An 18,866-nucleotide genomic window follows, 5' to 3' on the forward strand; every position below is an offset into this window, starting at 1 on the left:
TCGGGAGTTAATCAGAGGATTTGTGTATGACCCCACATTTGCACCCGATTTTGACTGTATTTTTGTCAAAACAAGATATATGAAAGCTAAAGCGTGGTTAATATTAAAAGCAGTCAAACTGTGGTTGGCTGTAGCTTTATTATGGTTGATTGCTGCAATATTGTTTGTAGCACACGTCGCCATAGGGATAATAAAGCTAATCTTCATAATCACTCTATTCCCCCTGACATGGGTAGTATATGTGCTGGACCGGAATATTTACAACAGGATAAAAATCCAGTTAGAAGAGCTTCTGCCTTAATTCAGCAATCCTATTAACTCTTCTTTCACCTTTTCAAATATGGGCTGCGGTAGCTCCATTTCAAGGTCTTTCAATAGTTCCTTGATCTTCTTTTCCCGTTCCAATGCCTTGCATGTCGGGCACTTTTCTCTACAATCACACATAATCAATGGTTTTTGCATTTGCAATCACAGCAAATGAATTTGTGTATATCCTTCCATAGGGTAGAATTCATATCACCTGTCAAATAGGCGACTTCCTCCCCTCCCATGTTAAGACCGAAGGTCTCCGCAATATCGTCTACCATGTGCCGCATTTCGTGCTCGAAAGAGTTTAAAAACTGAGCCTGGGAAGAGTGCAGCCCGATAACCATTACCGTGCACTTTAGCCTCTTATTGGAGTAAGTGAACCCGGTATCCATGTCGCATTTCACAAGGTTGCTATAAACCCTGTCCCGGATGTCGTCGGGGCACTCCACATCTGCGAGACTATCCATAATCTCGTCCACATGGTAGCAAGTCACCGCGAAGAAAATATCCAACCTCCAGTCATACTTTTTTATGTGAATGGCGCTCCTTTCCATAGGTATCGTTCCACTTTCTTTCGATCATCCTTCTCTGCTTTCTTGGAATACCGGACTTATCGAGATTCGACACGAACCCGGCAACTTTATTAAAGTCCCTTTCCGGCATATCGCTTAATACCTGCATCGGATTTTGCCCGGCAAGCATCTTGAGTACATATTTGAACATAACTTTAGGCTTTTTTATCCGGAAAAATCAGGATACACAAAACATCTCTTTCCTGTGATCCGTTTTCCAGGAATTCCAATACCTTATTGGCGGTATTCATCAATTCCACACCATCGTTGGTTGTGGTTTGCGCTACTTCTATAGCGAATTTTCTGAGTTCTATACTGTCCATAGCAAATAGTATTTTAAGGAAAAGGGGCGCTTCACTTCCAAAGCGCCCCCGCCGGTTACAGAAACTCCTCCCACATCAAAGGTTCACCTTTGGCGATACAGTCGGCATAGTACCTTGTAAGGGCAATGCCATCCTCCCCGTCCGGGTCGTCAATGTACGCCTTGATATATTGAAGGATTTGCGCCTCCGTGGAAAGGGGTTTAGGGTAGAAATCCGAATAGGCCATATTGGCCACGTACATACAGTCATGTCCCTTAGCTTTCTCAATGGTTACCCCATTGCGCTCCAAGAGCTCCTTGACCTGTTCGTGCGTCCAATGATGCGACGTACCATCCGCATTCTTCATGCGTTTGGGATTGGTCGCATACTCTGCGAGCTTCGGAGAAAAATGCCACCCGTAATGCGACAAATACTCCCTCATTCCTTCCGGAATGCGCTCATAAGTATCCAGCCTGTCCATAGCCTACCTGCGTCTGTACCGGGAATACGGACCCGTTCCGCGGACACCGCGACGTTCGCCGTAATCATCGTCGTCGTCATCGTCTTCTTTCCACGGTTCACGCATGCCGTAACCTCCGCGACCCGATCCGGAATAACCGCCACGTTCACCGTAACGGCCTCCTTCCATCTCTTCGCGCATGTCTTTACGACCTTTGCGATATGCTTTTTCAAGCATCTCGTCCATCTGCTCGTCGTCCCCACTGAAACCCCGAGCGATGCCAATTGCATTCCATCCCATAGTTTATTTGGTTTTTGTTGTTTCAGGTTTGAGAAGGCTCTTTATGTCGTTCAGACTAGGAACAGCCTTCATTAAGTTTTTGATCTCTGTCAACTCGCTGTTCAGCCTCTTGATTTCCTCGTCCTGCTCCCTCGTTTTTGCATAGGACGGATCGAGGTCTTTGAGTATTTGATCGTAAGCCGACAAATTGGCCTTGTGCCGGTCGAAAGAATTGATTATATCCGAGCTCTCCTTCTGACCCGCTGTGATGGCTGGCATAAGCCCCTCGCGCGTCATGGAAACCGTAAGACCTCCTTTGGATTCTACGTCCATGTTGGCTCTTACACCCCACGATTCGTTGTTATCGAGCACAATATTGATATATTGTTGCTGGAATGGGGTTAGCTGGCCCGGAGTTGGCTGCGGATAGTAAGGCATTCCCACCTCTTTGACCGTGGCCACATAAAACTTCGGCGTTTCCCTCGTATCGAGAACATATACGGAGCTTCCTTTTCTCAAATTCTGAAACATGGTTTTTGATTTTTGGGAAAGCGCAGGGGGATTGCTCCCCCATTGCTTTCTGTTTGTTATTGTTTAGACGATTCCGGTCATAATCTGCAACGTGTTGGTCGCCCGATCAAACCAGAATTCGTAAACGCCCGTTCCGGGCAAGTCGGCAACTGTCAGGGCTTCACCATTGAATTTGGTTACAGCTTGAGTTGCTCCGTTCGTCGAGAAAACAATAGGCAGAGTGCCGGTCGTTCCCGTCGGAATGGATTGCGCGATATTTACGAATACGGTTCCACGGTACCACGAATTCACGAAAGCATGATTCTGGAATGAAAACACCACATTGTCGGTGTTCACTGTCACGGACACCGACTCAATAGCGGCCGATCCGCGACGATTCACAAGGGTGAAAGGATATACTGCCATAGCAACCTCCTTTCTCTTTTAACCCCAGAATCCGTTGCCGAAACCGTTCAGGCCGAAACCTAAGCCATACTGTGCAGCCACGCACGTAGGCACACCGACGATGGGGCTGTAGGGTACTGTGGCCGTCTCCGGCAATTTGCATTTGATTCCGTTGACATCGTTTTGCAGGTTGTTGACAGCAGCAACAATCGGAGTGGTAGCCTGACCGATCATCTGACTGAAGGCAGCCGTCTGATGCTCCTGAGACAGTTGGTTGAGCAGCGTTGAATTGCGTTCGCGCAGTGCGTCGATTTTGTCCTGAAGCGCCTGATTCTGCATCTGGTCGAGTTTGCCGATGATGGCGTTAGTGTTGGCCGTTCCTGCATCGCGCAAAGCGAGGGCGTTCTGATTCGCCGTGTTGACCAGCGTGTTGGTTTGGTTGCAGGTAGCCAACTGACTCTCGTATCCCTGCTGCTGGATCATCGTGCGGACATTGCAGCAGCATTCTGCGATCTGGGCTGAAAGCTGACAGTTGCCGGCCTGAATGGCATTGATAACCTGCTGGCCTGTCATGCCGATCTGCCCGGCCACCTTGTCGATCGATCCCTGAAGATTGCAGATTGCACCCTGAAGCTGGGTTGTCGAGCAGTTCAGCGAAGATGCGAGCTGGTTAATGGCGGTACCGTTGCCCTGAATGGCATTCATCAGAAGTTCACGCCCGGCATCGCCGTTAAGCTGTGCGGGGAGACCGTTTGCGTTGTTACCGAAGCCGTTGCCACCGAAACCACCCCAGCAGAAGAACAGCAGAATGATCCAAATCCACCAGCAACCGTCGCCGCCCCAGGCTCCCTTATTGTTGTTGCCGTTCATCAGCGCGGCTACGAGGTTCGGGTCCATTCCCTTGTTCTGCATCAGGGCCGGAAGCATAGAGGCAATGCTGGAATTGCCACTGTCACCGAACATGAAAATATCTTTGTCCATAAACTTTGAAATTGATTGGTTGACACCCACTAACGTAGAGTGCTTCACGATAAGCTTATGGAACAAAACTAACAAGGTGCCTCCCCACGGGAAAACACCTTGCAAATACTTTGTAATATTAAGAATTACAGATTTTTACATGTAAGGATTAAATGGTGCCATTGCCAATTTTAACTGCTTCAGAGTATTTGATTGTTCGCCTTAAAAGCTTGGGCTTTATTACACTTCTCGAAATTTTACTCCAAATACTTTGTTTTGATTTTCCTGCTATTTTCGCTGCCTGGTCATAGGTAACATCCACATCCAATAGCGCCATTAATACCCTCTTCGCTCCGTCTAAGTCATCCTCTGACAGATGCTCGAAGCAACCGTCATCTATCATGTCGGCTAGCTGTCTAAGTATGTCTGACGTTTTACCCATCACACAACATTATAAACTACTGAACACATACAATTGATTAGATTTCCCGCAGAGGCTCCAAAGCGTATATCTCTCGGATATTCCATTTTCTCACCTTCCGGATAAAAATATTCTTGTTGACCAACGGTAACGCCATCCATAACCTGATGTCCGGGACGGGTGTTGTGACCGCTTATCATCCACGTCTTAGTGTATTCAACACCTAATGAATCTATGGATAATTGTCTGGCCACGGATGAGCAGGCCAATGATTCGAATTGCACAATCCTGCGAACTTGCCACAATTCAGCCGTATTCCATTTTTTTACAACAACATCCCTCATATTGCGTGTCACGGTTTCGATGCTTTGCCCCTCATGCTGCATCAGGGTAACATACTCTTGTACCTGCTTAACAATCCACTCCTTTAAAGTGCCTGACACCATACTTATTTTCGTCCCGGAATATTGTTCTATAAAATCATATAGTCCTCTCTCCCATCCAATACTCCGATCATTTTTCTGGCCGATCTTTTCCCGAAATTCATCATCTGCCACTTGAGGCCCAATGTTTAAATATAGCTTGCGAAAGAACGAAGCAAGGTACTGTTCTCTAACTTGAATCAGATCAGGAACAAGGTTCACAGGCAGTCCCAACAAAGCACCCATAACCTTTTTAACCTCCTTCGATCTTTCTGCTGCCAGAATTTTTTCATACGGACCCGACATTCGAATAACCTTGATTATTCGGTTTAATCCTTGTTGTCGTTTGGCAGGAGTTATTTTCATATATACACCTTATTCAGGTTATTGCTTAGGCGGTATATGCTCCATACTTCCGGATACGGTACTATTGTCGTCGCCAGACAAATATTGTTCTGAAACTAAACTTTCCGTAGGTTTCCCTGGCATCACATTTATAGGGAAAATAGGCTCATTGGCCCATGATTCATCAATTGTATCGAGCTCTAAAAGCTTAGCCCGGTCATTATATGATCGGTATGATTTGTCATAGGCGTTCAGCATCTCTGTAACGTCCTTTTTTAGCTCGTCAATTTTATCCGTATTAATAATCCAATGTTCGCCATTCTCAAAGCGACAAAACTTGGTATACTTCTCCAAAAAGTCCTCCGCATAAGGAATTCCAATGTTTTCGATGAGAATTTTTTTTGCGGCAGCCTGGTTGTCATAAGTAGTCTCGCTCTTATATAGGGCATAAGGATACCCGTACACAAAGCACAGTGCAGATACAGCAGAATCGGAGCTATCCAGTAATGCCAGATTTACAGGCGTGTCACCCAACAGATGAACATCTATAGGAGACCTCATATAAGAGATGTGCCGACCGTCCCTGCGTTGGTTCAAATCTTCTTCTGTGTTTTGTTTGGCAATTTCAGTGGGACCGCCATGGGTGATATCTTCTTTGGGGGTAACAATGGCAGACACCCCACCTTGTTGGATGGTTGTATTCTGCCTTTTCAGGCCGTTATCGATAATGTAAGTTAACTTGGCTGCTGATACCAGAGGGGATAGTCCGTAATTGGTAGTAACATCGGGATTGTAATCCCGGCTAAACATTACATTTTTAGGGGTAAGCTCTGAATTGAGGGTTAAATTTGATGATAGCGTAAACCCGCTTATGGGAGTAAATGGACCGCCTCTCACAATGAATACTTCTTGGGATGGCATTATATACTGACTGATGAATTGACCTGATTTGAGACCAACCCCCTCCATGCCGTAAACAAAAGCATCCCCCAAAACAAGCTTGTTGATTGCCCATGCTTTTATGAATTCCTTTTGGCTTTCTAGGTCATTGGGGTTTCTCAGAAGATCAATAGACCAATGCGAATCAATAACATTGTTGTCTTTATCATTTAGCTCTGCATACCTGACAGCCTTTGCAATAGCATCTGCGCACCTGTTAACAATCGAGAAAACAGCATAGTTTTGTTCGTAAATTCGAACCAATGAATGCCTGTCAACCTTTGGGAAGTCAATAAGGCGTGAATTCATGTAAATACTCTCGTTAAGCTGTCGGAAGTATTCATTGTCTTTGTTTGTTTTATCAGGAAAGTACCCCTTTCGCTCAACCTGCTTTTTTCGCCCCCAAAACTTTATCATACTCATATCCATTTCGTGTTAAGTGTGTAAAAATCCCATAGCGAGCCCCATCCATAGCATGATTGAAGGCATCCATAGGCTCGTTATACAATGTGCCGTCTTTTTTTACCAGCCATTTGTAGTTCTTCTGCTCATTATGAATGTTAGATGATTCCGATGTGTAATAGATGTTGAAATACTGGACAAATTGAATCTGATTAACCACCGATCCTGCACCCTTGATAGCTGGATAAGCAGATATCCCGTATTGCCGCAATTCCGCAATAGACTTCTGCTCTGCGGAATCACAATACACCTCTGTTAGACAATGATCTATTGAATTTATTTGTTTTAACAGGGATTGGTAGTATGGGGAAAGGCCGATAGCTTTTAATACCACGGATAACTCATCTCTGTTTACTTCCGATCCATCGATATAGATACGCTCATGATGATAAGCAATAGAATGCGAGCCATCATTAAATAATTCTGTTTTTTTATTGCGATAATCCTGCTTTATTAAATTGGCGATATCGGCATTTTGGAGCCCTTTTAGATAGGCAACTTCATGCAAATAAATACTGTTGCTCCTTTTGTCGAAACATATACGAATAATGGCCGTTGGATCATTCACAAATCCAAAATCAACCCCATACCAAGTGTATAGATCGGAAGGATAGGATGTGATTCTGCACCAATTTTTATAGATTACGCCCTCTGCCATCTTCAAGGGCATTCCCATAAAAATATGCTCGTATTTTTCCGGGTCTTTTTCTTTAACGCCTTCGGCTACACGTAAAAATGATTCGTCAAGATTTTCGATGTTATCCAGGTAGGTAGTGTGAATGTAGGTGCAATCATCATGCACCCCATTAAAGTTAAATGGAACCCCCCTGTCTATAAAGAACCTACGAATAATAAAATGCTCTTCGTCAGGAGCATTTAAGATAACTATAACATGAATGTCTGCATTTTTCTTTCGAATCGAAAGGTCGATCTTATCGAAAATAGTCTCATCGGTTAATTCTTCCGCCTCATCCAGTACCCATCGGGTTACTCCGGATATGGATTTTAATGATGCCGTTTGGTTACCGGAAGATGTTCTGATTCCACGAAACAATATACCGCTACCAGTTTGCTTGTTTACGACTGAAGCTTTCGTTTTATAAAAAATAGGCGCATAATTCATTAATTCGACCTTTTCCCAGAACTCTGGAATAATCGATATTTCCGCGCTCGTCATCGTGTAACGAGTGAATAATGTAAGCTGGTCAGGATTGAAAGTATTGCAAACCTCGTTCGTTGATTCGGCATGTGATTTAGCAGACCCTCGCCCACCCATGACGATACAGTACCTTGTTGTCAGATTAAACAAGGGTGCGTATTTGCGACTGTACGTTATTTCCGTTACGGGATTACTGTGCATCATCACACAGAAGGTTTAACCAGCCTACTTAAAATTGATCTGAGGCGGCTGGATGTTTATATTCATATTTTGTGTAACCGAAGATTTTTGATCGTATCCAAGCATTTCTGAGATGCTGTCCAACGACTTCTGCTTATCGTAAAGACGAATCTTGACCCACTCTTCTTCGATGGGCTCCCCCTCTTTAGTATACCTTGTTGTTTTTTTTGTTTCAACACTCTGGATGCACGCTTTCTCTTCGTCGGATAGCTCCTGAAAGTCTTTTAACTCCATCCATCCGTTCCGAAGTCGGGAAAAGTTTGAAAAGGCGATCTTTTGATGCTCCCGTATTATTCTGAGGGCTGATATGCCTGCGGCTTCAGCCAAATGAGCCTTGAGGTAGTCTATCCTTGCCCTAACCTTGCCGTCAGAAAGAAGCTTGGATGCTTTTTCCCAAACAGTCTTATCGCTCATTTTAGAGCAGTCATAGGCAAAGCGGTAAGCCTCGGATGCATTGCCGCATTCGAGGTATTTCAGGACGAATTTTTCTTGCTTTATCGTTAATTTAGGCATGTCACATGAAAAATATATTACCGCCTAAAACCTTAATCACCCTAGATAAAACATCGATCTTCACGGTCTTTCCATTTTCTATATTTTTGACGGTAGACCAATCAACACCACTCTGTTTGGCAAGTTCGTATGTAGACAAGCCCTTTTCACGCCTCTTTTTTGAGACGTATTGAGAAACTTTTGACTTGGTGTCGATCACACTTTTTGTTAGTTCATGCTCCGTCACAATTCCCATATAGTGTGTTTTTACAAAAATAGTTTGTTTATAAGGGCATTTTACCTGTTTTGAGGGCAACTATCGGAATTTCACCCGATAATTACTTTGCAATATCACGTACACAGCGAACAGGAAATCGGCGGCTGACGTCGTCATGGTACACATTAGAATCATCGGGATCAAAGCTCAAGATGTCAGTTTGCGAACCGCCGTACGTCACCAACCAGATCGAAGAGGACCAGTAGAAACCGCAACGGTCCATATATGCACCCCCCTCGTCATAATGACCGCAGGCCGGAAGGAAAATAGACCCCTTGTGATCCGTGTTATGATTCCCACCGAACCACCTGCCTTTTAGTTTCTCATCCCATGTTGAACCAAGATCACATAAATCCTCCCATTCGTCTGCGGTCGGTAAGCGCTTACCCTGTTTTTGGGCGGCTTCCATTGCCTCTGTCCAAGTGAAATAATGATGACCATCCTTTTCAGTACCACCTACCGAGATATTATCTTTATCCCAAAGCAAACCGCAAAGCTCAATCGAATCATTATCCTGTGAGGTGAAAACGGGCGGATCTACTTCGATCACGATAGTATGCGAATCCCCATCTTTGGAGTTGTAGAGCATCTTATGAATCTGGTCTAATTCAAACTCTAAAGGGCTGCTGTCATAGACGCGCTTTAGATTTCCATTGGTGACAATAAAGCCGTTCGATACTTTTTCTATTGAGATAATCTTTTTCATCATTCTACTTTTAGTCCAATTTCAACCGCATTTATTACTGTTTTCCCTATAGGGTTTATCTACCTTTAGAACAATTTGCCATCTTGCGAAATACGGGATCGGCATCGTATTTATCCCTATAGGCTGTAAGATAATGCGTCAATGTTGAATGATTCCTGTTTATCGCGTTAGCTATTTCGATATACGTCAGGTTCCACCGCCTTAATTCGTATGCGAGAATAACCCTGGCCCGAACGAGCGGACAGTACCTGCTTTTACTCCTAATCTCTTCGAGGGAAAATCCGGTTACCGCTTCAACCTTTCGGGCAACTTCATTAATGATAGTCTCAGTAATCATCTCAACTCACATGTTTTAAAATCCACCGTCAACCGATAAAATCCCAGCACATCCGAGCCGATCAATCCTCTTACGTTCTTTCCGGTAGCCCGCCGTAGACTGGTCATGTCCTGTACCGCGAAGCTGGCCGAATACGGGATGCTGTCGAGCGTGAACGGGATTCTTCCGGTGGTCTTTAGAGGGATATAGGTTCCGTCTACGCCGATTACCTCTAAGCCGGTAGCCATGTAGTAGATTTTCGCTTCGTCACAGAGCTTTTTATCCAGCATAGATGTAGACGCTCCGGTATCTATTAAGAATAGCTCCCGTTGGCCGTTTATCGTGGCATAGACGAAGGGAACACGGTCGAAGATGATCTTGCCCGGCTTGGTCTTGTTGAGCTCACAGGCGGCAAGAATCACGGCTATAAAGGCAAGAAGAAAATAAAGTAATGTTCTTTTCATATTTCAGGTTTTTGTTATTTTTGCATTACCAAATTTCATATTGGCTTTGGGTTTGGGTGATAGTAGGAGGGTGAGGCGGACACCCTCCGTTTTTCAGAACTCTGACCGCTTTTCTTCGATCAGTTTACGTAACTCTTCCTTCATTTTTTCTATCTCGTGGCTCCGCTCCATGAGTTCCCGCCTCTCTTCGTCACTCATTCGCGGACATCCCCTCAGCCAGCTATCGAAGTTTGGGGAAGGTATATCGAGAGTTCCGCAGTCCATACAGTAGTCATACCACTTGACAAAATCTTCTCTCGGGACATTCTGATCCACTGCGGTGCGGATGGTATTTATATTCACGAAGTAGTCACCCAGCTCGATAACACCTCCGACTTCATCACCTATCCAGAAATCCGGATAATAATCGAAGCCGTACATCTCGCAAAAGGCCTTCAGATAGGCGTTGCAGGCGTTTATATAGTCTGATTTAAGGCTCATATGATTTTTATTGTTTATGCCTGCGGCGTGATATTTTCAATGTGTTCTTTTGTCGTCTTTTGATTCTGTTCGGAGATATACTCACCGAAATACTCGTCTACAGCACTCTCAAGCTCCTCCAGGCTGTTGTATCCATTGTAGGGACCTTTCGTTTCTTCGGTCATCCTCTCTTATTTTTCGCCTTGCGGCAGTGGGTATTTTCGTCTCTCGTTGTCAACATAAAACTGCTGGCACTCATTTAGAAATTCAAAGAAATCTCCCGGGGAGAACCACACATCATCTCCATAACCTGATGTTGATGTTATAGCAAGTATATAGCCGTCATTATCCGGGCTGATCGAGAGCGACATTTCGGAATCGTCTATGCTATCTTTAAATACTATCTGCTTTTTCATTCTTCTCTTTTTTTCTCAATTTTCACTTTCAACCTCTGGAAGTTCCGCAACTCCCGAATAGCCCCGTCTATGGCCTTGCCGATCTCGGTGGGATTGGGCTGCTCTATATCCGCTCCGCGTCTCCACTTCTGGAAATAGTGAAGCTGGTTAATGATCTCCTTGACTTTCATTTTTTATCTCTTCAATCGTCACCCTCACAGGGCGGCAGGTGTGACTCTCTTTCTCGTAATTGCCCCACGAGGATTGGCCGATGAAATCTTCAATACACCATTCCTCGTTCGGGCGTAGTGACCATTCTACGGGTTTCCCTTCCGGATCAAACACCGCCCACATTTTGATTGTTGTGCTCATATTCCCAATGCTTTTTCAATCAACTTTCTGTTTTCCGAGTACTGAATCGCGAAGTCAGCGTATCTACTATCCCCGGTGTGCGTGTTGTCCAGGTCTTTGAGTAGATCGTTGGTTTTCTGCAAGGCTTCCAGCAATTCCGGGGCGGCGGCGATAAGACGGGCGTTGGCCTCGGCCACTTCTTTATCTAAATTAAGAATTGAAGTATCTTTCCCATCGTACACGATCGCGATCTCGTAGTCTGACTCTGCCGGATATATATCTCTTACGTCTCGCTCCCACGGCCCCGGCGTGCCTTTAAATTTCGGTTTCATTATTCCTGTTTACGTTCGTGAAGTTTACACCAGTTTGTACTTTTGACTGCAAAAGAGCCAATTGCACATCGTAAGTTCTTTTGATACACACGATACTCATCGTAAAAATGTGTGCCACGCACTTCATCATAAGTAAAGTATTTACAATTATTGCACATTGGGGCTTTCTTATCAAATCCTTGCTCCTGCTTGATTTGGTTGACGGTCTTTTTCATCTTCTTACTCCTGTTATGCCCGAAGGCGGTTACTTTAATCGTAGTCCATGAAATCATCTTGAAAAACAAACTGACGGCAATCCTTATCCCACATTATTTCCTTTCCCTGCTTGAAGAAAACATCACTGTGCTCGTCGAATAATGCACATAAACCTATTTGGGTGGTTTCGTCAGAAAAATAGTTTTTGTTGTTATATTCCTTGTATGTCTCAAGGTCACTAATGACAGGAGCAAGAATCTTCTTAGTGTCGTCATTCTCGTACACCTCCATGAATAGGAATGTTCCGCTTTGATACATGTCCATGTCTGCAACATGATCTCCTTCGACCAATTGATTCATAATATCCAAAGTCAAATTCGGATTCTCGTAAAATTCCTGAGTAAAAAAATCTTTTCTTTCCATAGTTTTTATTGTTTTAGTTACTCCTTTACTCGTTCGATGTGACGCCAGTGGGTGACATATTGGCTAATATCGCGCCCTGTTGAATCTTCTACCCAGCAACCGTCTCGGCCAAATTCGGCAAAAGCATAACCGGATTCGGAAAAAAGAGGGCATTTGACCGAGTAATATTTTTCGTCGTAAGGCTCACCGGGTTCCGGCAATTCATCCTCCACACTGATCCACCGATATGCCTTTTCCAGACCTCTGCGGTAGCCGAAAGCATCACCGGCGAGGAAACCATCCCGATACTCCTGATAGCGGGCCCGACACCTGGTGTGATACCCTGCTACATTTCTGTCAAAAGGCCGACAATCAAACTCTTTGCAATTAGTACTTTTGCAGCGCTCTGCAATATGATCGTGCGCGTACTCTCTGGCCGCTTCTTGGGGTGTTTTCATAGCTCGTTCTGTTTAAGTTTATCCATTGTAATTCCCCGGCCTCGGCCATTCTTGCGGATTCGCTCGATTTTTTGGATTCTCCGAATAATTCCTGTCGGTTGAAGATTTGCATCAAGTCCTGAGTACGCTACAACCTCATTCAGCCAGGTTTCAACGCTTACTCCTTTGGGTGGTCCCTGCCAAATGCCGCCTATCAGATAGTTTTTCATTTCCCGTTATTTTTGAAGTATTCGACAATCTCTTCGGCGGTAGCTTTGCGGTAATAACCTGATGGCACGTCTACAAAAGAATCGAATCGCGCAGGCTCATTGAAAACAAACTTCCGAACACCGTTTTTACCCTCATTGGTCGGATACTCTGTGTATGCATACCATTGTTTCCGGTCGTTCTCGTCATTCATCGCCGCCAGGGCTTTGAACAGCTCGATGTTGTCGCCGCAGTCGATATAGCCTTTTGAAACCATCTCTGACTGTGTGACGGGGGATTCAAACGCGCATAATAGACAACCCGATGTAACATCTACATACAACACGTTAGATTCAAGACCCCGCATAAGAAATTTATATCCAATCCCTTCCAGCCACTCGATCAACTCTTTTCGCTTCTCCGGATTCTCAACCCGAACAAAGCAGGGGGTAGTGAAGGTCATTGCTTGTTGAGTTTTTGAATGAATAATCCTCGTAATCTGAACTTAACGTTATCAAAATCCTGCACACATTCAGCCGTCATAAATTCCGTAAAATCCAGACTGTCGAACGCGCATACCGCTCTTGCTTTCAGCGCTTCGATCTCCTCTTCTGCGTCCTGCTCGGCAAGCATCACGCAATACTCAATATCAGCAGCGGTGAATTGAAGGTTTCCGATCTTGATATGCCCATTGATAAATTCTTCTGCTCGTTTGCTTTTCATCTCCCGCTCCTTTCTGCCCTCGATAGGGCTTCATACTCGTTGATCGTTTCAAAAATCTGTAATACCACTTGGGGAACTACGGCGTTTCCGTAGGCTTTGATGGCCTGCTCCCGCCATCGGTTGTAGGCTTTGGCCCGCCGGGGTGTTAGGATTCCTTCAAAAACGGCATCAAAATCCAACCAGTCGGAAAGCCCATCATCTCCTCGACGAACAGGGGATTGAGTTGGGAAGTTTCGCCAGTTTGGCGGTATACTAACTCGCTCATTTCTTCGCCGAGGTTGCTCTTGCCCCTGTCTCTCTTGGCATGGCGACAATCCTGCACTTTCGGAGTAGGAAGCAACCCCACCGGATAAAATTTCGTCTTTCCGTTCTCGCACATCTTCAATCCCTGCGTCTGCGCGGTGGGCAACAAACCATGTCCGGTACCTTTGGTGTGGAGCGCCGACACCGCAAGCTGGAAGTACATACGGCTGGACTTCGTAACCTTCCGCTTCCAGGTCAGCGCACACCTGTTCGAATACCAACCCGTCCGACCAACTAACAATCCCGTAAACGTTCTCGCCCACGACCCAACGGGGTTGAACAACCCGAATAACTCCGAGCATTTCGGGCCACAGGTAGCGGTCATCTTCGGTTCCTTTTTGCTTTCCGGCAGTTGAAAACGGCTGGCAGGGAAAACCTCCTGTGAACACGTCGATAAGTCCTCGGTAAACGGCAAAGTCAGCTGTTCGTATGTCTGTGAATTGCTCTGCATATGGAAAGTGGTGTTTTAGTACGGTTTGACAAAAAGGGTCTATCTCGCAGTTGAAAAGGTTTTGCCATCCGACCCATTCGGCGGCGAGGTCAAAACCTCCGATCCCTGAGAACGAACTGCCGTGTGTCATCTCTCTTCATTCTGTGCCCCGGAGGGGACGGCTTACAAACACTCTTTGATCCTGCCGAGAATCTTATCATCGGACACTTGATAACCCAGCGAAAGGACATCGCACAGGATGCGTCTGAATTCTCCGGGTTTGTAATTCTCGACGGTAGTTGTTTCCAGATTAACCCTGGCGGACAACTCCCTGCGGATAACCTCGCCACGCAGCTCATCATCATCGATTTTCTCCAGTATATCTCTTACATAAAATTCAACTTCGGTATCGACGTCCAAACTAATGTATTTACTCATGATTGTCTGGTTTTTAATAGTTTTGCGTATCTGTCTTTCGGCGTATCCCCGATGTGGATTAATCCTGCTTCTTTCAGCCTTTCGAGCTCTTCGGCCATCTCGAACCAACTGATCGAAAGTTTGTCGTAGATACTCCGGAAAACAATGTTCAGCGGCTCGATTCTTTTCTCTTTTCGTTCGGCGGTCAGTTGCTCGATAGCTTCAAGGACGGTCATTTCTCTTTGCTTTTGAAGTAGTTTAACAGTTCATCCAAACTCATCAGGAGGGTAAATCTTTCCTTGTCGTGACATCTGGTGTCGGCAACTTCGGAACAGGTGTAGTTATCTTTCATGCTTTATCTACGGCTACTTCCGTTTAGCTTAATGAAGTTGAACATCTGTTTTAATCTGTCACCAAGCATCTTCCCATACATCTCAGAAAGAGATTCAAGCGTGAAATTTCCGGTAGCGTGGGTTATGGTTCCTTTGCGGTGACGCTCAAAGAGAAGATCGATCATCGGGGTTGATTCATTGCCGTAGTCTTTGGCGACTTTGGGCTCCCGGCCTATCTCGTCAATCACGAGCGGAGTATGAAGCATTTGGCTTGTGATACCTGATTTGGCAAGGTTGTACAACTCCATGCTTGTTTTAAACAGAACCGGGCAAACCTGCAATCCTTTCGACTGGACGAACTGATTGACCAACCTTGAATAAGCGTCCATTATCAGGGATTTTCCACAACCATAGCTCCCGATCAGGGCAACTCCGAGGAATAAATTTCCAGAGAAAGATTTATCCATTGTCGAGTATTTGTAGAGTTCGAGTATGACCGGCTCGTTACTGCGGTCTATCGTGAACTCGGAATACTCCCCGCGTTCGGACATCACGAGCTCCGCAAAAGCTTTCATCAATCTGGTGAAATCTGCCGGGGAATAGTCCAAAACGATTCTCTTGCGGATGGCAGCGCGGTATTTTTCCTCACGTTGAATTTGAAGGGACTTGATAATCCCGTCAATCGAAATCAGATCCTGAGATGCGTGTTGGGATATATTTTCCATTTTTCTGAGGTTTTTGTTTGTCCAGTTGAATCTTTAGCCAGCTCACAAAGTGGCTTTTCGTGTCATGTAGGGATTTTACCGTGTCTCCTCGGATGCGAAGTTCCCCGAAGAATTTGTCGAGCCACATTCGAGCCTCCTGTGTGTTTTTCAATCCACGCTGCATAGCTACCTGATCCAACCAGATTGTCTGCGTTTGCAATTCTTGTTGAACAATTGAGAGCTCTGAGGTGAAATCCGAGCCTTCGGATGGTGGTTGTGTTTCCCCCATACCCCCTTCTTCTTTTTCTTCTTCCTTGTATGTGTCTTTTTCTTCAAGGGTATCAATACCCTTTGGATACCCTTTCAATACCCTTTCATATAAACCGTGTTTTTGAAGAAGTGAGATGATTTTTTTATGAGGCCGGCACGATTCCGTCAATTGCCCGTATTGAAATTCTATAAAGTCCGGGATGAAATATTTGTTTGCGCCGATTTGCTCAATTCTTCCCGACAATGCCGACAAATCATCATGGGTGACCCGATCGCCTATGTAAGCTGACGCAAGCGCCCAATTGGCCGACCAAACACCCGCTTGGTCGCATTTATCGAAGATGAACCGGACAAGGCATTTATGCTTACAAGAGAGAGACATAAACCACTCTTTGTCCCACAAATCGGTATCTGTAAATCGTTTTGCCATTACTTATATTTCTTACAATCCTTTTTGCTCTTTAAGCCTTTTAACCTCCTGCTGATAGTGCTTTATTAGCACCGTATATTCGGTCGGCCCGATTTTACTGATGTTGTGTCTTTTGATGTCCAAATAGGAAATAACCTTATCCCCGTACTTCTCGATAAGACCGTGATTATATCCGATCATATTGCCTTCGTCGAACCTATTACAACTCCTGCATTGTAGATTCACGTTCTTTTCATCGAACCGCAGGCTCATGTGTTTCCGGTTGACATAATGACCTGCATCCGCATCCTTCCAAAAAACTACCTTTCCGCACGAAATACAGCGTCCGTAACCATTGCTGTCGGAATCCCTCAGTCGGACATATTCGCTGAAAATTCGGTCTAATTTGGCTTTGTAATTCATTAGTAACCCCTCCCATCCAATCTAACCTGCTCCTTTACGAAACTTATCTGCGTCCTGAGATTATCAGATTGATGTTTGCAGGTGGCGTTGATCCGGTCCAACCACTTGACTAACCTGTTTTCATGCCGGCAGCAACTCGTCAGGTATTTATTGGCTACCGTGGCCGCCATGCAATCGATTCGCTCTTTGTTTTCCTCGAAAGCCTTATTGATGGCTTCCTCCTGCAGGAAAACAGCCTCGGCAAGCATCTCACCGGATCGGGCCATGTAGACATTGAGAGTGGATAGCCGGTCGAGCAATACATTTATTTCACCGGAATAATGGGCGTTGAGATACTGCTGTATATCGTGGGCTTCCCTGCAAAGCGGTTCGAGCCTGCCAACCATTGTTTCAGGCAGTAACTCCCCATTATACTCCACCAGAATATCATCCATCATGCGATCATTTTTAAAAGTTTACTTTTGATCTCTTCTTTGTACTTATTGGCCTTTTCAAGCTGTTTCAGGCAAAAATCAATGAAAGGCTCATCCCGTTCTACCCGAAGTATTTTAAGGGCCAAATCCGGATTCTGAACCCTGGGATCGTATGCTATGAAATCACACCATTTTCGACTTGTCACGATCAGGTTCCCCTGAATCTGGGTGTAATACCCTCGGTTCAGCTTCTTCAAATCCTCCTGTGTCTCCAATAGGAGGTACTCTACATAATTTTTCCCGCTGTAAGGACACTTGATCTCAATGATTCCATCTTCACCTACCAATCCATCCGGGGAACCGCCGAAATATTCGTTATAGCGTATGAAGCCGCACAAATCGACTTTATTACCCGTTCTGGCTTCATACTGCATTCGGGCCTCGTCTTCATACTGCTGCCCCCATTTGACCTCTTTGTTGTTGAGTTCCTTGTAATCGAGGATTGTTCCGTTGGTGATCTGCTCGGATACTTTGTCGTAAACGTAATCCTTACTCGATTCGGAAAGTTTGCCGGCTTCCTTGTTGGCTTTACTTTTGGGCTCGGAGAGGAGATCGTCCAGCTCCGAGCTCGTAAACATTTCCAATCTGCCCGAATACCATTCAGGAGTTCTCTGTAGCTGTTCCATGCTCTTTGGCTATATCTTTCAAACCGAAAGCGTTGTTTGCGATCTGCTGCTCGGCAAAGCTCTTTTCCTCCGGTTCGTCTTTTCTTCCCAGGGCCTTGCTGAGTAATTCGTCGTACTTGGCTTTGTCGATATGACCCCTTAAAAGCGCGTCTTTGGCCTCTTGCTCGGTGGAAATCTCTTTCACATCCGGAACCTCCACAACATTGGGATTATCCATGTAGTCGGCCCCGTTTACCCGGATTACAGCCTGATCGCTAATGACAGCGGATTGCATCTCTACCGACATCGGGGCGTATTTCGACAGTAAAAGTTTTAGGACGGTCTTTTTGGCCATCGCATCAAAATCCGTAGCCCATTTACTGTTGTTCCTGATATACTCTTTTGATGAAGAATAAGTTTGTGAGTACTTTTTTGCGTGAGCATCAATCTGCTCGACGCTGCTGTAAGACATTTTTTCAAATCCGTTGGTCAATCGGAAGTAGGCCACATAGCCGATAGTCGGAAGCTGATCCCGGTCAGGAAGTTTTTTAAACTTGATTTCTCCGGTTACAAGGTCTTCATCCAGATATTCGCCTTCCTTGACTTCTGCAACGTTAATAGTCTGAAATTGACCGGAACGGATGGCTAATTGAACAAAACCCTTATATCCAATCTGAAATTGAGCTTCTGTCTTGTTTTCCCGGTTGTTCCTGTAAGGGATGACATAGGCAAAACCGAGGTTTGGATCTAAGGGAAGATCGAGCGCCGTAGCTTTAATGCCTGCATACATGACGCTCAACGGGTCGCATTCCTGTAAATTCTTGTTGTTTGCCACAAGAGCAGTCAAGTTATTTACAAAACTGCTCCGCTTCTCTCCGAGCACCTGACTCAAATAATTCTGTGTCCGTGGGTCGGTGATCTTTTGATTGAAGGCTTGGAAATTGCTCATAACGTTATAT

At 45.1% G+C, this 18,866-nt stretch carries 38 protein-coding genes; 1 reads left to right on the forward strand and 37 read right to left on the reverse strand.

All coding sequences use genetic code 11. The features are described from left to right. Positions 1-79: 79 nt before the first annotated feature. Positions 80-301: a hypothetical protein gene (locus NQ495_RS00680; protein ID WP_009134920.1), complete on the forward strand. Its 222-nt coding sequence runs from the start codon at positions 80-82 to the stop codon at positions 299-301. Here NQ495_RS00680 and NQ495_RS00685 read toward each other — a convergent pair. The 37 genes from NQ495_RS00685 to NQ495_RS00860 form a co-directional block, all read right to left on the reverse strand. After that, positions 298-444: a hypothetical protein gene (locus NQ495_RS00685; RefSeq protein ID WP_009134919.1), complete on the reverse strand. Its 147-nt coding sequence runs from the start codon at positions 442-444 to the stop codon at positions 298-300. The two genes, NQ495_RS00680 and NQ495_RS00685, sit on opposite strands and share 4 nt — an antisense overlap. A 384-nt stretch (positions 445-828) precedes the next feature. Beyond that, positions 829-1,032 carry a hypothetical protein gene (locus tag NQ495_RS00690; RefSeq protein WP_009134917.1) on the reverse strand — a complete coding sequence of 68 codons (204 nt, stop codon included), beginning with the start codon at positions 1,030-1,032 and terminating at the stop codon, positions 829-831. A 4-nt stretch (positions 1,033-1,036) separates the two neighbouring features. Continuing rightward, positions 1,037-1,204, reverse strand: coding sequence for a hypothetical protein (locus tag NQ495_RS00695; protein ID WP_009134916.1), 168 nt, complete (start codon positions 1,202-1,204; stop codon positions 1,037-1,039). A gap of 55 nt (positions 1,205-1,259) precedes the next feature. Beyond that, positions 1,260-1,625: a DUF7841 family protein gene (locus tag NQ495_RS00700; RefSeq protein ID WP_232208925.1), complete on the reverse strand. Its 366-nt coding sequence runs from the start codon at positions 1,623-1,625 to the stop codon at positions 1,260-1,262. Positions 1,626-1,667: 42 nt separating this feature from the next. Then, on the reverse strand, positions 1,668-1,943 hold the full coding sequence (locus tag NQ495_RS00705) for a hypothetical protein (RefSeq protein WP_009134914.1): 276 nt from the start codon (positions 1,941-1,943) through the stop codon (positions 1,668-1,670). A 3-nt stretch (positions 1,944-1,946) separates the two neighbouring features. Further along, positions 1,947-2,453, reverse strand: coding sequence for a hypothetical protein (locus tag NQ495_RS00710; RefSeq protein WP_009134913.1), 507 nt, complete (start codon positions 2,451-2,453; stop codon positions 1,947-1,949). A 63-nt stretch (positions 2,454-2,516) separates the two neighbouring features. Then, on the reverse strand, positions 2,517-2,858 hold the full coding sequence (locus NQ495_RS00715; protein WP_009134912.1) for a hypothetical protein: 342 nt from the start codon (positions 2,856-2,858) through the stop codon (positions 2,517-2,519). Positions 2,859-2,876: 18 nt separating this feature from the next. After that, positions 2,877-3,818 (reverse strand): hypothetical protein, encoded by a 942-nt coding sequence (locus NQ495_RS00720; RefSeq protein WP_009134911.1) that lies wholly within the window; start codon positions 3,816-3,818, stop codon positions 2,877-2,879. Positions 3,819-3,966: 148 nt separating this feature from the next. Then, positions 3,967-4,239, reverse strand: a complete 273-nt coding sequence (locus NQ495_RS00725; protein ID WP_040294619.1) for a hypothetical protein — start codon at positions 4,237-4,239, stop codon at positions 3,967-3,969. After that, positions 4,239-5,006 carry a hypothetical protein gene (locus tag NQ495_RS00730; protein WP_147513085.1) on the reverse strand — a complete coding sequence of 256 codons (768 nt, stop codon included), beginning with the start codon at positions 5,004-5,006 and terminating at the stop codon, positions 4,239-4,241. Before NQ495_RS00730 ends, NQ495_RS00725 begins: the two co-directional genes overlap by 1 nt. A gap of 18 nt (positions 5,007-5,024) precedes the next feature. Then, entirely contained in the window at positions 5,025-6,347 is a 1,323-nt protein-coding gene (locus tag NQ495_RS00735) for a phage portal protein (RefSeq protein ID WP_187118333.1), read from the reverse strand. Next, entirely contained in the window at positions 6,307-7,749 is a 1,443-nt protein-coding gene (locus NQ495_RS00740; protein WP_009134908.1) for a PBSX family phage terminase large subunit, read from the reverse strand. The genes NQ495_RS00735 and NQ495_RS00740 overlap by 41 nt, the downstream gene beginning before the upstream one ends. Before the next feature lie 21 nt (positions 7,750-7,770). Beyond that, positions 7,771-8,298, reverse strand: coding sequence for a terminase small subunit (locus NQ495_RS00745; RefSeq protein ID WP_009134907.1), 528 nt, complete (start codon positions 8,296-8,298; stop codon positions 7,771-7,773). 1 nt (position 8,299) lies between these two features. After that, entirely contained in the window at positions 8,300-8,533 is a 234-nt protein-coding gene (locus NQ495_RS00750) for a helix-turn-helix domain-containing protein (RefSeq protein ID WP_009134906.1), read from the reverse strand. Positions 8,534-8,615: 82 nt separating this feature from the next. Beyond that, positions 8,616-9,263, reverse strand: coding sequence for a fibrobacter succinogenes major paralogous domain-containing protein (locus NQ495_RS00755; protein ID WP_009134905.1), 648 nt, complete (start codon positions 9,261-9,263; stop codon positions 8,616-8,618). 52 nt (positions 9,264-9,315) lie between these two features. After that, the gene (locus NQ495_RS11790; protein WP_040294618.1) at positions 9,316-9,597 is read right to left on the reverse strand and encodes a helix-turn-helix domain-containing protein; all 282 of its coding nucleotides are present in this window, start codon (positions 9,595-9,597) and stop codon (positions 9,316-9,318) included. Continuing rightward, on the reverse strand, positions 9,594-10,040 hold the full coding sequence (locus NQ495_RS00760) for a retropepsin-like aspartic protease (protein WP_009134904.1): 447 nt from the start codon (positions 10,038-10,040) through the stop codon (positions 9,594-9,596). The genes NQ495_RS11790 and NQ495_RS00760 overlap by 4 nt, the downstream gene beginning before the upstream one ends. A 93-nt stretch (positions 10,041-10,133) precedes the next feature. Beyond that, positions 10,134-10,520 carry a hypothetical protein gene (locus NQ495_RS00765; RefSeq protein ID WP_009134903.1) on the reverse strand — a complete coding sequence of 129 codons (387 nt, stop codon included), beginning with the start codon at positions 10,518-10,520 and terminating at the stop codon, positions 10,134-10,136. Between the two features lie 14 nt (positions 10,521-10,534). Then, complete coding sequence (locus NQ495_RS00770) at positions 10,535-10,684, reverse strand: hypothetical protein (RefSeq protein ID WP_009134902.1); 150 nt, start codon at positions 10,682-10,684, stop codon at positions 10,535-10,537. Positions 10,685-10,690: 6 nt separating this feature from the next. Then, positions 10,691-10,915 carry a hypothetical protein gene (locus NQ495_RS00775; RefSeq protein WP_009134901.1) on the reverse strand — a complete coding sequence of 75 codons (225 nt, stop codon included), beginning with the start codon at positions 10,913-10,915 and terminating at the stop codon, positions 10,691-10,693. Between the two features lie 147 nt (positions 10,916-11,062). Then, positions 11,063-11,266, reverse strand: coding sequence for a hypothetical protein (locus tag NQ495_RS00780; protein ID WP_009134899.1), 204 nt, complete (start codon positions 11,264-11,266; stop codon positions 11,063-11,065). Continuing rightward, positions 11,263-11,577, reverse strand: a complete 315-nt coding sequence (locus NQ495_RS00785; RefSeq protein WP_009134898.1) for a hypothetical protein — start codon at positions 11,575-11,577, stop codon at positions 11,263-11,265. The genes NQ495_RS00780 and NQ495_RS00785 overlap by 4 nt, the downstream gene beginning before the upstream one ends. Beyond that, entirely contained in the window at positions 11,577-11,792 is a 216-nt protein-coding gene (locus tag NQ495_RS00790) for a hypothetical protein (RefSeq protein ID WP_147513084.1), read from the reverse strand. The genes NQ495_RS00785 and NQ495_RS00790 overlap by 1 nt, the downstream gene beginning before the upstream one ends. 34 nt (positions 11,793-11,826) lie before the next feature. After that, on the reverse strand, positions 11,827-12,195 hold the full coding sequence (locus NQ495_RS00795) for a hypothetical protein (RefSeq protein ID WP_009134896.1): 369 nt from the start codon (positions 12,193-12,195) through the stop codon (positions 11,827-11,829). A gap of 17 nt (positions 12,196-12,212) precedes the next feature. Then, complete coding sequence (locus NQ495_RS00800) at positions 12,213-12,632, reverse strand: DUF551 domain-containing protein (protein ID WP_009134895.1); 420 nt, start codon at positions 12,630-12,632, stop codon at positions 12,213-12,215. Further along, positions 12,629-12,841 carry a hypothetical protein gene (locus NQ495_RS00805; RefSeq protein ID WP_009134894.1) on the reverse strand — a complete coding sequence of 71 codons (213 nt, stop codon included), beginning with the start codon at positions 12,839-12,841 and terminating at the stop codon, positions 12,629-12,631. Before NQ495_RS00805 ends, NQ495_RS00800 begins: the two co-directional genes overlap by 4 nt. Next, positions 12,838-13,281, reverse strand: coding sequence for a hypothetical protein (locus tag NQ495_RS00810; protein WP_009134893.1), 444 nt, complete (start codon positions 13,279-13,281; stop codon positions 12,838-12,840). The genes NQ495_RS00805 and NQ495_RS00810 overlap by 4 nt, the downstream gene beginning before the upstream one ends. Continuing rightward, on the reverse strand, positions 13,278-13,541 hold the full coding sequence (locus NQ495_RS00815; protein ID WP_009134892.1) for a hypothetical protein: 264 nt from the start codon (positions 13,539-13,541) through the stop codon (positions 13,278-13,280). Before NQ495_RS00815 ends, NQ495_RS00810 begins: the two co-directional genes overlap by 4 nt. Next, positions 13,538-14,425, reverse strand: a complete 888-nt coding sequence (locus NQ495_RS00820) for a DNA cytosine methyltransferase (protein WP_083818353.1) — start codon at positions 14,423-14,425, stop codon at positions 13,538-13,540. The genes NQ495_RS00815 and NQ495_RS00820 overlap by 4 nt, the downstream gene beginning before the upstream one ends. 32 nt (positions 14,426-14,457) lie before the next feature. Further along, positions 14,458-14,712 carry a hypothetical protein gene (locus NQ495_RS00825; RefSeq protein ID WP_009134890.1) on the reverse strand — a complete coding sequence of 85 codons (255 nt, stop codon included), beginning with the start codon at positions 14,710-14,712 and terminating at the stop codon, positions 14,458-14,460. Beyond that, positions 14,709-14,927, reverse strand: coding sequence for a hypothetical protein (locus NQ495_RS00830; RefSeq protein WP_009134889.1), 219 nt, complete (start codon positions 14,925-14,927; stop codon positions 14,709-14,711). The genes NQ495_RS00825 and NQ495_RS00830 overlap by 4 nt, the downstream gene beginning before the upstream one ends. 119 nt (positions 14,928-15,046) lie before the next feature. After that, positions 15,047-15,748, reverse strand: coding sequence for a P-loop NTPase family protein (locus NQ495_RS00835; protein ID WP_009134887.1), 702 nt, complete (start codon positions 15,746-15,748; stop codon positions 15,047-15,049). Further along, positions 15,702-16,427: a DUF7833 domain-containing protein gene (locus tag NQ495_RS00840; RefSeq protein WP_009134886.1), complete on the reverse strand. Its 726-nt coding sequence runs from the start codon at positions 16,425-16,427 to the stop codon at positions 15,702-15,704. The genes NQ495_RS00835 and NQ495_RS00840 overlap by 47 nt, the downstream gene beginning before the upstream one ends. 12 nt (positions 16,428-16,439) lie before the next feature. Beyond that, positions 16,440-16,829, reverse strand: coding sequence for a recombination protein NinG (locus NQ495_RS00845; RefSeq protein WP_009134885.1), 390 nt, complete (start codon positions 16,827-16,829; stop codon positions 16,440-16,442). Continuing rightward, positions 16,829-17,266, reverse strand: a complete 438-nt coding sequence (locus tag NQ495_RS00850) for a hypothetical protein (protein ID WP_040294616.1) — start codon at positions 17,264-17,266, stop codon at positions 16,829-16,831. The genes NQ495_RS00845 and NQ495_RS00850 overlap by 1 nt, the downstream gene beginning before the upstream one ends. Then, the gene (locus tag NQ495_RS00855; RefSeq protein ID WP_009134883.1) at positions 17,263-17,928 is read right to left on the reverse strand and encodes a lambda exonuclease family protein; all 666 of its coding nucleotides are present in this window, start codon (positions 17,926-17,928) and stop codon (positions 17,263-17,265) included. Before NQ495_RS00855 ends, NQ495_RS00850 begins: the two co-directional genes overlap by 4 nt. Then, positions 17,903-18,856, reverse strand: a complete 954-nt coding sequence (locus NQ495_RS00860; RefSeq protein ID WP_009134882.1) for a recombinase RecT — start codon at positions 18,854-18,856, stop codon at positions 17,903-17,905. The genes NQ495_RS00855 and NQ495_RS00860 overlap by 26 nt, the downstream gene beginning before the upstream one ends. Positions 18,857-18,866: the final 10 nt, after the last annotated feature.

The sequence above is a fragment of the Alistipes indistinctus YIT 12060 genome, from assembly GCF_025144995.1.
In the GTDB taxonomy this organism is placed as follows: Bacteria; Bacteroidota; Bacteroidia; order Bacteroidales; family Rikenellaceae; genus Alistipes_A; species Alistipes_A indistinctus.

What these genes read in the sequence shown, in the direction of transcription:
- NQ495_RS00680 (WP_009134920.1), top strand. Translation starts at nt 80, where the DNA reads ATGAAAGCTAAAGCGTGGTTAATATTAAAAGCAGTCAAACTGTGGTTG.
- NQ495_RS00685 (WP_009134919.1), bottom strand. Translation starts at nt 444, where the DNA reads ATGTGTGATTGTAGAGAAAAGTGCCCGACATGCAAGGCATTGGAACGG.
- NQ495_RS00690 (WP_009134917.1), bottom strand. Translation starts at nt 1,032, where the DNA reads ATGTTCAAATATGTACTCAAGATGCTTGCCGGGCAAAATCCGATGCAG.
- NQ495_RS00695 (WP_009134916.1), bottom strand. Translation starts at nt 1,204, where the DNA reads ATGGACAGTATAGAACTCAGAAAATTCGCTATAGAAGTAGCGCAAACC.
- NQ495_RS00700 (WP_232208925.1), bottom strand. Translation starts at nt 1,625, where the DNA reads ATGAGGGAGTATTTGTCGCATTACGGGTGGCATTTTTCTCCGAAGCTC.
- NQ495_RS00705 (WP_009134914.1), bottom strand. Translation starts at nt 1,943, where the DNA reads ATGGGATGGAATGCAATTGGCATCGCTCGGGGTTTCAGTGGGGACGAC.
- NQ495_RS00710 (WP_009134913.1), bottom strand. Translation starts at nt 2,453, where the DNA reads ATGTTTCAGAATTTGAGAAAAGGAAGCTCCGTATATGTTCTCGATACG.
- NQ495_RS00715 (WP_009134912.1), bottom strand. Translation starts at nt 2,858, where the DNA reads ATGGCAGTATATCCTTTCACCCTTGTGAATCGTCGCGGATCGGCCGCT.
- NQ495_RS00720 (WP_009134911.1), bottom strand. Translation starts at nt 3,818, where the DNA reads ATGGACAAAGATATTTTCATGTTCGGTGACAGTGGCAATTCCAGCATT.
- NQ495_RS00725 (WP_040294619.1), bottom strand. Translation starts at nt 4,239, where the DNA reads ATGGGTAAAACGTCAGACATACTTAGACAGCTAGCCGACATGATAGAT.
- NQ495_RS00730 (WP_147513085.1), bottom strand. Translation starts at nt 5,006, where the DNA reads ATGAAAATAACTCCTGCCAAACGACAACAAGGATTAAACCGAATAATC.
- NQ495_RS00735 (WP_187118333.1), bottom strand. Translation starts at nt 6,347, where the DNA reads ATGAGTATGATAAAGTTTTGGGGGCGAAAAAAGCAGGTTGAGCGAAAG.
- NQ495_RS00740 (WP_009134908.1), bottom strand. Translation starts at nt 7,749, where the DNA reads ATGATGCACAGTAATCCCGTAACGGAAATAACGTACAGTCGCAAATAC.
- NQ495_RS00745 (WP_009134907.1), bottom strand. Translation starts at nt 8,298, where the DNA reads ATGCCTAAATTAACGATAAAGCAAGAAAAATTCGTCCTGAAATACCTC.
- NQ495_RS00750 (WP_009134906.1), bottom strand. Translation starts at nt 8,533, where the DNA reads ATGGGAATTGTGACGGAGCATGAACTAACAAAAAGTGTGATCGACACC.
- NQ495_RS00755 (WP_009134905.1), bottom strand. Translation starts at nt 9,263, where the DNA reads ATGATGAAAAAGATTATCTCAATAGAAAAAGTATCGAACGGCTTTATT.
- NQ495_RS11790 (WP_040294618.1), bottom strand. Translation starts at nt 9,597, where the DNA reads ATGATTACTGAGACTATCATTAATGAAGTTGCCCGAAAGGTTGAAGCG.
- NQ495_RS00760 (WP_009134904.1), bottom strand. Translation starts at nt 10,040, where the DNA reads ATGAAAAGAACATTACTTTATTTTCTTCTTGCCTTTATAGCCGTGATT.
- NQ495_RS00765 (WP_009134903.1), bottom strand. Translation starts at nt 10,520, where the DNA reads ATGAGCCTTAAATCAGACTATATAAACGCCTGCAACGCCTATCTGAAG.
- NQ495_RS00770 (WP_009134902.1), bottom strand. Translation starts at nt 10,684, where the DNA reads ATGACCGAAGAAACGAAAGGTCCCTACAATGGATACAACAGCCTGGAG.
- NQ495_RS00775 (WP_009134901.1), bottom strand. Translation starts at nt 10,915, where the DNA reads ATGAAAAAGCAGATAGTATTTAAAGATAGCATAGACGATTCCGAAATG.
- NQ495_RS00780 (WP_009134899.1), bottom strand. Translation starts at nt 11,266, where the DNA reads ATGAGCACAACAATCAAAATGTGGGCGGTGTTTGATCCGGAAGGGAAA.
- NQ495_RS00785 (WP_009134898.1), bottom strand. Translation starts at nt 11,577, where the DNA reads ATGAAACCGAAATTTAAAGGCACGCCGGGGCCGTGGGAGCGAGACGTA.
- NQ495_RS00790 (WP_147513084.1), bottom strand. Translation starts at nt 11,792, where the DNA reads ATGAAAAAGACCGTCAACCAAATCAAGCAGGAGCAAGGATTTGATAAG.
- NQ495_RS00795 (WP_009134896.1), bottom strand. Translation starts at nt 12,195, where the DNA reads ATGGAAAGAAAAGATTTTTTTACTCAGGAATTTTACGAGAATCCGAAT.
- NQ495_RS00800 (WP_009134895.1), bottom strand. Translation starts at nt 12,632, where the DNA reads ATGAAAACACCCCAAGAAGCGGCCAGAGAGTACGCGCACGATCATATT.
- NQ495_RS00805 (WP_009134894.1), bottom strand. Translation starts at nt 12,841, where the DNA reads ATGAAAAACTATCTGATAGGCGGCATTTGGCAGGGACCACCCAAAGGA.
- NQ495_RS00810 (WP_009134893.1), bottom strand. Translation starts at nt 13,281, where the DNA reads ATGACCTTCACTACCCCCTGCTTTGTTCGGGTTGAGAATCCGGAGAAG.
- NQ495_RS00815 (WP_009134892.1), bottom strand. Translation starts at nt 13,541, where the DNA reads ATGAAAAGCAAACGAGCAGAAGAATTTATCAATGGGCATATCAAGATC.
- NQ495_RS00820 (WP_083818353.1), bottom strand. Translation starts at nt 14,425, where the DNA reads ATGACACACGGCAGTTCGTTCTCAGGGATCGGAGGTTTTGACCTCGCC.
- NQ495_RS00825 (WP_009134890.1), bottom strand. Translation starts at nt 14,712, where the DNA reads ATGAGTAAATACATTAGTTTGGACGTCGATACCGAAGTTGAATTTTAT.
- NQ495_RS00830 (WP_009134889.1), bottom strand. Translation starts at nt 14,927, where the DNA reads ATGACCGTCCTTGAAGCTATCGAGCAACTGACCGCCGAACGAAAAGAG.
- NQ495_RS00835 (WP_009134887.1), bottom strand. Translation starts at nt 15,748, where the DNA reads ATGGAAAATATATCCCAACACGCATCTCAGGATCTGATTTCGATTGAC.
- NQ495_RS00840 (WP_009134886.1), bottom strand. Translation starts at nt 16,427, where the DNA reads ATGGCAAAACGATTTACAGATACCGATTTGTGGGACAAAGAGTGGTTT.
- NQ495_RS00845 (WP_009134885.1), bottom strand. Translation starts at nt 16,829, where the DNA reads ATGAATTACAAAGCCAAATTAGACCGAATTTTCAGCGAATATGTCCGA.
- NQ495_RS00850 (WP_040294616.1), bottom strand. Translation starts at nt 17,266, where the DNA reads ATGATGGATGATATTCTGGTGGAGTATAATGGGGAGTTACTGCCTGAA.
- NQ495_RS00855 (WP_009134883.1), bottom strand. Translation starts at nt 17,928, where the DNA reads ATGGAACAGCTACAGAGAACTCCTGAATGGTATTCGGGCAGATTGGAA.
- NQ495_RS00860 (WP_009134882.1), bottom strand. Translation starts at nt 18,856, where the DNA reads ATGAGCAATTTCCAAGCCTTCAATCAAAAGATCACCGACCCACGGACA.